Below are 9,861 nucleotides of genomic sequence, written 5' to 3' on the forward strand. Positions count from 1 at the left end.
GGCTATGGGCTTCAAACAGGCAACGAGATTCGTTGGCCCGATCCGACGCACTTGCTCGCGCGGAAGAGAGGACCCGCGCGCATCAGCATCCGTACCAGCAGCGCCGGCGGCAGCCGGGGGAACGCGAGTAGGAGAGCACGCTCGTCATCGCTTCAGAGATCGTCGTAGCGCGCGGCGAGCCATTCGAGGGCCATCTCGAAGTTCAGCAGATAGTAGAAGCGCCGCTGAAAATTGACTGGAGGTGTGGGCGTGGAAGTTTCCATAAAGCTGTACGTATATACAGCCTTCATAATATCGGCGCCGTCTGTCATAGAAAACGTCTGCTTGCACTCATGCCCGACGCGGGACGGGGGACGCGGTTACCACACTGCGACGGCACTCGAAAAAGGCCGCAACCGACCCTCAGCGGACGGCGAAGTCAGAGCGAAACCGATGGCAGTTTCCGAGGTACAACGGCCGTTTGCGCAGCCGTCAGACAGAGCGGACACTCACCACGCTGCGCACAAAGAATGGTTCCAAGATGCAGCGGCCGACAATCGAAACCGTGTCACGGATGAGATCTGTGTTTTGCGAACTGAAACGCCGGCCTTCCAATGACCGGCGTTCGCCACCTTTTCAGTCGGACCCGATCAGTATCCGGCGACGTCAATAATGGCTTGCGCGAAGGCTTGAGGCGCTTCCTGGGGAAGGTTGTGGCCGGTGCCCCCGCCGATAAGTCGGTGCGCGTATTTGCCGGAGAATTTGCTGGCATAGGCCGCGCTTTCCGGGTGCGGTGCACCGTTGGCCTCACCCTCAAGCGTGATCGTGGGCACGGTGATCGCGGGTCTTGCAGCCAGGCGCTGTTCGAGGCCGTCGTACTTCGATTCGCCTTTGGCCAGGCCGAGCCACCAGCGATAATGATTGATCACAATGTCGACATAGTCGGGATTGTCGAAGGCCGTCGCGGTGCGATCGAACGTGACATCGTCAAAGTTCCATTTCGGCGAAGCGAGTTGCCAAATGAGCTTCCCAAAATCTTTCCGGTGCTGGTCGTAGCCTGCCCGGCCGCGTTCCGTGGCGAAATAAAACTCGTACCACCATGCGTGCTCTGCCGCCGGCGGCAGCGGCTTCGCATTGAGTTCGGGGCTGCCAACCAGATAACCGCTCACAGAGACCAGGGCCTTACAGCGTTCCGGCCAGAGCACGGCCATGTTGCAGACCGCTCCCGCGCCCCAGTCGAAACCACCCAGAACGGCCTTGTCAATCTTAAGAGCATCCATCAGGGCGATAGCATCGACTGCAGCCATCACCTGTTGCCCGTTTCTGTACGTTTCGCCCGAGAGAAAGCGCGTCGTGCCATGACCGCGCAGATATGGAATGATCACCCGGTAGCCCGCCGATGCCAGCAACGGCGCGACGTCGACGTAGCTGTGGATGTCATACGGCCAGCCGTGCAGGAGAATGACCGCGGGACCATTTGCTGGGCCGGCTTCAGCGTATCCAACGTTCAGGACGCCGGCATTGATCTGCTTCAGTGGGCCGAACGACGTGTTCGTCCCAGGCTTGAAAGCAGGCGAACCTGGCGGTAGTGCATTGCTGGACTGCGCACGCGCAGATCCGATCATCCCGAACTGGGCAGCGGCAATTGCCAATGCCGCAGAATTCATGAAGCCGCGACGGCGAGTATCGATCCTGTCTGTCATTTCTATGTCTCCTACTGAGGTTGGAGTGAGCCGCAGAATTCCAGCTCACCTGTTTCTGTAATGCACCCTTGCTCGAATAAAGCGAACGTAGAAAGTAGTCAACCTTCACGCAGATAAAGCAGGTAATGCGCGCCGACATGACATAGATCGGCGCACGACATTGTGCCGGCCAGTTCGCCAGGCAAAAATGCCCGTAGAAAAAACATGCGACCCGATCCGGCTGACCGGCAGAATGTCGGCATGATGGGCAGCCCCTGCCGGATCAGGACAGGCAATCAGTTTCCTTTATAGACTTCGTTGTTGAGCGACATGAGTTGACCGTCCGTCTCGGACTGTTTCAGTTCTGAACGGACCTGCGAACGGGTTTTCCTGGCAACCTGGTAGTCGCCAGGAGACAGTTGCGCCGTTTGTACAACGCCCGATTGTTGTTCGCTTGTGGGTGTGGCATCCGAGGCGTGAGCAAGGCCAGCCGTCGTAAATGCGGCAAAGGCGATCACGATCATGGAAGTTTTCATGCAATGCTCCTGGAATTCGAGAGTGGGAAGACGCCGTCCGGTATCAGGGATCACAAGCAGCAGTCTAAGTAGAACTGCGAAGCGAAGATCTTTTGAAGTGCGACGTTGACCCATTAAAACGCGCGGAAGTATCTGGCTTGCGTCAGAAAAGGGGCCGGATGTAAGGTTGTGTATCCGTTTGGTCTGTCGATACATTGCGATACAAATTCGCTTGAGTAGATATGCAAAGCAGCACGAGCGCTTAACGAAATGTCGTTCATCCGCGCCGGCGAATAGTGACCTGATAAGATCGGCCTATGCGCTTCGATCTGACCGACCTTCGCCTTTTTCTTCTTGTTCTCGAAACGGGGAGCATCACCCACGGCGCAGCGCAGGCGAATATGTCCTTGCCTTCAGCAAGCGCCCGTCTTCGTGGCATGGAAGAGGTCATCGGCTTACCCTTGCTCGAACGCGGTCGTCGCGGAGTGGAGCCGACGCCAGCGGGTGACACGCTCGCCCATCATGCGAAACTCGTCTTGAGTCAGATCGAGCAAATGCAGGGGGAATTGGGCGAATACTCAAAGGGCCTGGAAGCACATATTCGTCTGTGGGCCAATACAGCCGCCATGACCGAATTCTTGCCCAAGGCGCTCGCTCCGTTTCTCGCAGGTCGCCCGAATGTCATCGTCAACCTGAAGGAACGACGTAGTGTCGAGATTGTGAAGGCGGTGTCCAGCGGCATTGCTGAAATCGGCATCATTTCCAGTGCAGTCGATCACGGCACCCTGCAAACGTTCCCATTTGCAACCGACCGGCTCGTTCTTGTCGTTCCGCGCGGCAATGCACTGGCCGAGCACCGGCGCATAGCATTTCGGGAGGTCTTGGGACATCCATTTGTGGGCATGAGTGATGGGAATCCTTTCCAGGAACTGCTGTGCGATCAGGCGACCCTTGCTGGTCGCCCCCTTTCCCTCCGGGTCCGCATGCGGACCTTCGAGGATGTTTGTCATATGGTCGAGCACGGTGTTGGCTTCGGCATCGTGCCGCAGGCTGCGGTAAAGAAATTTCGAGGTTCCTTTGGGATTCACTCAATCGTCTTGACTGATGGCTGGGCTACGCGAAACCTTGCTCTGTGTGTGCGGCAGTTTGATACTTTGCCCCGATACGCCCGCGACCTGATCAAGCATCTTTCCGCCTGTGTGCAGCCGGCGTCAGTCAAACGATGATTGACGCCACCAATGGCTGACGCCCCCCGTGGGCGGCGCGTGATGAACCATACAATCAGATTGCTCCGTTCTTTGACAGCGCAAGGTAATCGCGGGAGCGCATTCCCACGAGGCGAGATACCGTCCGCGTTATTTCCAGCATGTCAGGACTTGTCTCGGACTGATAGCGCGGCAAGCCAATTGCTGGGCGCAGAACAGCGATCATGCCTCGACAAAGATCACGTGGTTCCGCCTCAGCGGAAACGATGAGTTTTACACGCCGCTCATAAAGGACATCGATCAGGGTGCATAGTCGTTTGACGTGATTGCGATGAACAAAATTGAGAGGTATGCAATCGATTATCAGCGTATGGAATCGATTTGCGAATGCGATGTAGTCAGACGCCCCTAACGGAGCCACGCACAGTTCACGGTAAGTAAAGCGAGCGATGCCCCGCGCGTGTAACGGTACGCGCACGGCATGACCGCAGACATCGAGCGTAAGCGCTTCTGGCTCGGCGCCGCTGGTAAGTTCGCGGAATATTCGGTCCAGCGTGCTCCTTGCAGCCGAATCAGCGGGCATATACCAGACGCGCTCGCCTTCGGGCTGTTCCAGGCGGAAATCCGTCCGCGACTCGAGACGAACTATTTCAACTCGTTCCTTGAGCAGGTCGACAAACGGGAGGAACAGAGCACGATTCACGCCGCCCTCATATAACTGGTCTGGCTCCACGTTCGCCGTTACGGCAAGCACGACTCCATGCGCGAACAGCTCTGCAAGAAAGCGTCGCAGTATCGTGGCGTCGGCAATGTCTGTAATGGTCAGCTCATCAATGCAAAGAAGTCTGGCTTCTGATGCAAGTGATTTGATTGCCAGCGCGATCGGGTCACCGTTGCCTATCTCGCCGAATCTGATCTGGTCACACACTCGTTGGATCCGGTCACGCATTTCTGCCATGAATGCGTGAAAATGGATGCGCCGCTTGGCGGTCAGGGCAACGCTGTCGAAGAACAGGTCCATAAGCATGGTTTTGCCTCGACCGACTGGGCCACAAACAAATACTCCGCGCACTGTCTCGCCAGCGCGGCCGCGTAGGCCGACCCGGCCGCCGAGGTCAAAGCGTAATCTCAGGTGGTGGCGACTGCCGAGGCGGAGCGCGAGAACGTCAAGCCTTCCCACCAAATTTTCTTGGGCCGGATCGCGTTCAATTGCGCCGCTCGCAACGAGCGCCTCGTAGCGACTCGTCACGGTGCCGGATGCCGGGAGCATTGCGGGCTCGATGATTCGCGTGATATGCATGGCGTGATATTGCGCGCATCAAAGAAATGGGCGAATGACAAGATCGAGAGCAAGCACAACGAGAAAGATCAGGAACCAGCGACGGAATGTGGCAGCACTGATGCGTTGACGGACCGCTTGACCGGCCCACATGCCCAGCAGTGCGGGGACGATTGCGAGCGCCGAAGCGGTCATGTTCCCAAGGTGAAACGACCCACCCCTTGTCAGTCCGATCGCAAGCGCGATTGTCGAGATCGTGAACGATAATCCGAGCGCCTGGATAAGTTCATCCTTATTCAAGCCGAGAGCCTGAAGATAGGGGACTGCAGGAATGACAAACATGCCGGTCCCACCCGTAATCAACCCGGTTGTCAAACCGACGACTGGCGAAAGCCAGCGTTCCATGCGGGCGGGAACGGACAACGGCCGCCCGAGAAGGCCAAACCCGGCATAGAGCGCCAGCGCAACGCCTAACCCCACAGTAGTCCATTGGGTGCTGGTGCTGGTCAGAAGCCATGAGCCGGCCAGGGTACCCAACACGATGCCGATCATCATCAACCTCAATCGCCACGCCAGTGCGGTAAAACGTTGCCCACTGAATAGTTGCGAAACATTGGTCACGAACGAAGGAATGATCAGAAGCGAAGCTGCGGCGACGGGCGGCATGATCGCTCCGAGAACACCCATTGCGACAGTCGGCAATCCCATGCCGGTCACACCTTTTACTATTCCAGCAAAAAAGAACGTCAGCGTTACGATCAGAATCAGTTGAACATGTGCTTCGGGCATTTTCAGGTTTGATCCGGTTATGCATGGCTCTCACACGGGCCGACGTGCTGCCGACGTTGTCGAACGATGAAATCGTTGTCTAGATCCGTGGAAGATGCGGGGGTAAAAAGCGAGTCGTAAAATGACCCTATGCGGACGATGCTAGACGGAGCGCGTCGTGGTCACAATGCGGCATTTCAAGAGCCAGACCTAGGCCAAAACTAAGTCACCTCTGGCGTCTATCTAACCGATGTCCTGCTATTCCTGACCGCGTGTTGCCAGGGCGAATTCCAGACTGATGACCTGAAAGCCGAAACTGAGACTGCCGCCCCAATGGTCCCCAGAGACCACCGCCGTATAGTTTAGGCAGCCACATGAACAGAGCCTTCGGTTTATCCGTAGTGTGGCATTGGAAATGCCAGATTGTGGATATGAACTAGTGTCCTTACTCTCCATGACATGAACTGAATGTTGGCCAGTTCAGGCGAATCCGCAGAGCATCACCTCGCCAGCGTCGATCGGTCTCGCGTTCCGATAACTCCGGGCTTTGAATCGACAACGAAAGGATAACCACCCCCGACTTTTGCGACGGCAGCGTTAAACGAGGAAGAAAATCATGATGTCGGCCCTTATTGAAACCCTTGGAATGCTTGGAATACTCTTCGGCCTCGCAGCGAAAATTGACGCACTTCGGCGGACGGAGGGCCGACAGGCTGATTTATAGGCATATCGGTTGAGGAACGACTGAAGACGCCGTTATACGAAGACGCAATTGAAGCGGCTCACGAAGGCATCTGTCCGGCCCGAGGGGAAGCGCGGCCCTTCGCATAAGAACGGGCGCGAACCACCTGTTAGGACCCTCATCCCGCGTGATCGTGCGCGACACAACCGAAATACATTTCACACCAGCGGCATTCAAGCCGTTCGAAAGGAGCAGTGATGATGAAGCAGGACTCTGTGATCCTCATGGAAAATTTTTGGAAAGCGGTCTGGCAAACCCCTGACAACATCGACGCCGTCGACGATTTTGTCGTCGAAGACTTCGTACTTACGACGGGAGGCCGAGACATTGTTGGTCGCGACAACTTCAAGCGATGGGTTCGCGAGTTAATGGCACCAATTGCAGACTTGACGTTCGAGATCGTGAACACGTTTCAGTCCGCCGACGGCAAACTTGTTTCAGCGCGGTTTCGCATTCGCGGATTGAACAACGGCCTGATGGGTTTTCCTGCGGATCAGCGACCGATTGAATTTACTGGAAACGCGATCTGGCATGTGGGTCCGGAAGGGCGATTCGTGCGCAACTGGGTCGAACGCTCGGCATTCGAACTGTTCCGCGACCTGCAAGGCACGTCCGACGCACAGGATCCGTTTGCCGTCGCTCGCACGTAAAGGGGAATGCGGCATGCCTTTCTTCAAGACTGCGGACGACGTATCCCTCTTCTATAACGATTGGGGGACTGGGCGGCCAGTCGTTCTCATACACGGCTGGCCGCTCAATGCCGATTTCTGGGAGCCGCAATCCACTTATCTTGCGGCAAACGGGTATCGGGTGATTGCGTACGATCGCCGTGGATTCGGCCGATCCGATCAACCGTGGTCAGGATATGACTATGACACACTAGCCGACGATCTCGACGCGCTTATGCTGCACCTTGATCTGCGCCAGGCCACGCTGGTCGGGTTTTCAATGGGTGGCGGCGAAGTTGCGCGCTACCTATCAAGACATGGCACCGCACGCGTCGCGCAAGCCGTTCTGATGTCTGCGGTAACTCCGACGTTAAAGAAGACCGATGCCCATCCCAATGGCATCGACCAGTCAGTCTTCGATGGTCTGATAAAGGCACTCGAAGAAGACCGTCATGGATTTCTTGCGAACTTCCGGGAAGGCTTCTTCAACGGCGGTGCGCGCGAGTCCTCGGTTTCGCGCGGCGTGCTCGACTGGTATTCGTTTCTTACCAGCCAGGCATCGCTGCGGGCGATCACTGCCTGCGCACGTGCATGGTCTGACACGGATTTCAGCCTAGACCTCGGTCTAATCAATATTCCTACGTTGATAATGCATGGCGAATTGGATATCAACGTGCCGCCGGACATTACGGCACGCCTTGCGTCGCGGATGATTGCGACCTCGCGATATATCGAATACGAAGGTAGTGGGCACGCCATCGGAATCACTGATCGTCAACGGGTGAACGCGGACCTTCTCGTTTTTCTTGAGGAAATAGAGAATTCAGGAAATTGATCATTGGGGTCGCGAAGTTACCTGAACTTCGGCCTTGCAACGGGGCGAACGCCCTCGCGCTCAATGGCACGGCGCGTACTCGCCAACAGGCCGTCCTCCTGATACCGCGGGTCGAATTCACGGTTGGCTGCGATCGCGTGGCGTACACGCGTTGCGCAAGCGCGTCATGACGGCTTCGAATTCGTCCCGCTGACCTGACCCGGGAATTGCGAACCACGATGAACCGGAGATAATGGCGCTTCTGAAGTGCCCCGGTTTTTCGGTCCGTTTTCGACACTAGCCGGCGACCGTTAGATGCCCGGGCTTTTTCCTTACAACACCTGTCAGGCAAAGACGGTGGAAGGGACGTTCTTGAGAGCCATGTGAGGTCGACTCCCATTGTAGTCATGGCGCTAGGCCTCGAGGACCGCTTCGGCGTGCTCGATCGACTCGAACCAGTGCACGTTAAGGCACTCGTCGCGCAGTGATCCGTTGGAGGTCTTGAAAGCATGTTGTCGGTCGGCTTGCCAGACCGAGTGAAGTCGATGCGCACGCCGTGGTGACACGCTCACATCTTCATCAAGCGTCCCGAAAATTCGCTGCCGTTATCGGCAAACACACGCATCGGTCGGCCCCGCTGCGCGAGCAGCCGGTTCAGCGTGGCCACCACGTGTTCACTGCACAAGCGCGCGCCAACGTCGATGGTCAATGCTTCGCGCGTATAGACATCGACGACCGTCAGCGCGCGGAATCGGGTTTGATCGCTCGGTTGGTCAGATACAAAATCCAGACTCTACGCCAGATTCGCAGCACACGACGCCAGACGTCGCTGATGTTTCATAACCATCTTGCGCCGACGTGACTGCTTGCGGCGCAGCGCCAGCCCTTCCTCCAGATACACGCGCTCGACCAGATGCTTGCTCACCCGCCAGCCTTCGCGATTGAGCAAGATCCAGATGCGACGTGACCCATATCGCACACGAACCGCCGCCCGCTCGCGCATGCGTTGCCGCAACGCGGTTCGAGGATTGAGCACGCTGCGATAGCGTTGTAGCGAACGGTGCTGCTGTTACACCAACTGACGGGCTCGTCGCTCGCTGCAGCCGTGGTGATCCATCAAGTAGCTCACCATCATCCGCTTCAGCGCGGGCAGGGCCATTAATAGGATGGTCCACCTGTCCTGCGATTGCATAATCTAAATACACCGATAATCAACCGCTGTACTGACTATCAGTCATCTATGCGAGCGGGCGCCGAGCTGGATCGTTCGCGCATGGTTCCCTGCGTGGATGGATGCTGTGCACCGATCGTGCCGCTCGTTGATGCCTTTCGCCGATATGTGCTTGAGCAGCCGGAACTGTGTAGGGATTCTGCCTTCTCGCCAGCAGGGGCCCGGCGTCCCCAACTCGCGCTATACGCCTTCCATGACGGGTAGGCTCGCGCCGTCCACCAACCCGGTTTCCAGCGTAAACGGGCCAATACCTTCGAGGCAACCGATATTGACGCGCCAGAAATCCGTTCCCATGGGCGTCTGGAGGAACGGATGGACGCCGCAATGCTTGCAGAAATAATGTTTCGCCACGCGCGTGTTGAACTGGTACATGGCCAGCGAATCCTCGCCACGCAATATCTTCAAATTGCCCTCAACGAACGGCGGTGACATCAATATTCCTTTGCGCCGGCAGAGGCTGCAATTGCAACGTATTGCCGGGGTGACGGCGGTGCGTACTTCGAATTTGATGGCCCCGCAATGGCAGGACCCGTTCAACAGTTCGGCGTTCATGTGTTCGTCTTAAGTCAAAGCGATTTCTCACTATAACGTAATTTCGCATAGCGAATTGTTCTGGATTCCCGCCGGGCGGTATGGCCGCGATTGGTCGGTGCCGCTTAACTCCGTCTGTAGCCATTCGGCGGAGACTTATTACACAGTGTATTAACTGTTGTGCGCGGGGGCGAGCAAAAAATTCGTATTAAGCGCGCCCCGTTGAGTCCGACACGCCGTGCGTCGAGCGACGCTGAACTTCCGGGTTCGTTTAGGGTTGTTCTTCGTTGTTCGCTGCCTACCACCGTCCGCAGGAATGTAAGTGAGCCCCCGCGCGTTGCTGGCGGGCGTCGGACGAGCCTCGACGGAGGAAACCGCGGAGTGCCCGTCACCTGAGGATCTCGCCGTAAAACAGGTAATCCTCAAAACGTTGACCTCTCGTGTGAC

At 57.0% G+C, this 9,861-nt stretch carries 10 protein-coding genes and 1 pseudogene; 3 read left to right on the forward strand and 8 right to left on the reverse strand.

The window, feature by feature from the left end:
* Positions 1–44: 44 nt before the first annotated feature.
* The 3 genes and pseudogenes from WCA53_RS07835 to WCA53_RS07845 all read right to left on the reverse strand — a co-directional run.
* Positions 45–263, reverse strand: a pseudogene (locus WCA53_RS07835) (VRR-NUC domain-containing protein); the annotation flags it as partial.
* 366 nt (positions 264–629) lie between these two features.
* Complete coding sequence (locus WCA53_RS07840; protein ID WP_423907665.1) at positions 630–1,682, reverse strand: alpha/beta fold hydrolase; 1,053 nt, start codon at positions 1,680–1,682, stop codon at positions 630–632.
* Between the two features lie 275 nt (positions 1,683–1,957).
* Entirely contained in the window at positions 1,958–2,197 is a 240-nt protein-coding gene (locus WCA53_RS07845) for a DUF4148 domain-containing protein (RefSeq protein ID WP_423907668.1), read from the reverse strand.
* Between the two features lie 296 nt (positions 2,198–2,493).
* Here WCA53_RS07845 and WCA53_RS07850 point away from each other — a divergent pair, with 296 nt between their 5' ends.
* Positions 2,494–3,402, forward strand: a complete 909-nt coding sequence (locus WCA53_RS07850; RefSeq protein WP_423907670.1) for a LysR family transcriptional regulator — start codon at positions 2,494–2,496, stop codon at positions 3,400–3,402.
* A gap of 55 nt (positions 3,403–3,457) precedes the next feature.
* On the opposite strand, the gene zapE is transcribed toward WCA53_RS07850, so the two are convergent.
* A complete protein-coding gene (gene zapE, locus WCA53_RS07855; RefSeq protein WP_423907672.1) occupies positions 3,458–4,651 on the reverse strand; it encodes a cell division protein ZapE in 1,194 nt (397 codons plus the stop codon).
* A gap of 48 nt (positions 4,652–4,699) precedes the next feature.
* Positions 4,700–5,449: a sulfite exporter TauE/SafE family protein gene (locus tag WCA53_RS07860; protein WP_423907674.1), complete on the reverse strand. Its 750-nt coding sequence runs from the start codon at positions 5,447–5,449 to the stop codon at positions 4,700–4,702.
* A gap of 918 nt (positions 5,450–6,367) precedes the next feature.
* On the opposite strand from WCA53_RS07860, the gene WCA53_RS07865 reads away from it, so the two are divergent.
* Together WCA53_RS07865 and WCA53_RS07870 are read left to right on the forward strand one after the other, a co-directional pair.
* Complete coding sequence (locus WCA53_RS07865) at positions 6,368–6,820, forward strand: ester cyclase (RefSeq protein WP_423907677.1); 453 nt, start codon at positions 6,368–6,370, stop codon at positions 6,818–6,820.
* Between the two features lie 13 nt (positions 6,821–6,833).
* Positions 6,834–7,673: an alpha/beta fold hydrolase gene (locus tag WCA53_RS07870; protein ID WP_423907680.1), complete on the forward strand. Its 840-nt coding sequence runs from the start codon at positions 6,834–6,836 to the stop codon at positions 7,671–7,673.
* A 547-nt stretch (positions 7,674–8,220) separates the two neighbouring features.
* On the opposite strand, the gene WCA53_RS07875 is transcribed toward WCA53_RS07870, so the two are convergent.
* The 3 genes from WCA53_RS07875 to WCA53_RS07885 all read right to left on the reverse strand — a co-directional run bounded on the left by WCA53_RS07875 (position 8,221) and on the right by WCA53_RS07885 (position 9,435).
* Positions 8,221–8,442, reverse strand: coding sequence for a DDE-type integrase/transposase/recombinase (locus WCA53_RS07875; protein ID WP_423907686.1), 222 nt, complete (start codon positions 8,440–8,442; stop codon positions 8,221–8,223).
* A gap of 3 nt (positions 8,443–8,445) precedes the next feature.
* The gene (locus WCA53_RS07880) at positions 8,446–8,688 is read right to left on the reverse strand and encodes an IS3 family transposase (protein ID WP_423907682.1); all 243 of its coding nucleotides are present in this window, start codon (positions 8,686–8,688) and stop codon (positions 8,446–8,448) included.
* A 375-nt stretch (positions 8,689–9,063) separates the two neighbouring features.
* Entirely contained in the window at positions 9,064–9,435 is a 372-nt protein-coding gene (locus WCA53_RS07885; protein ID WP_423907684.1) for a GFA family protein, read from the reverse strand.
* Positions 9,436–9,861 lie beyond the last annotated feature (426 nt).

It is taken from the genome of Caballeronia sp. (genome assembly GCF_049581465.1).
Taxonomy (GTDB): domain Bacteria; phylum Pseudomonadota; class Gammaproteobacteria; order Burkholderiales; family Burkholderiaceae; genus Caballeronia.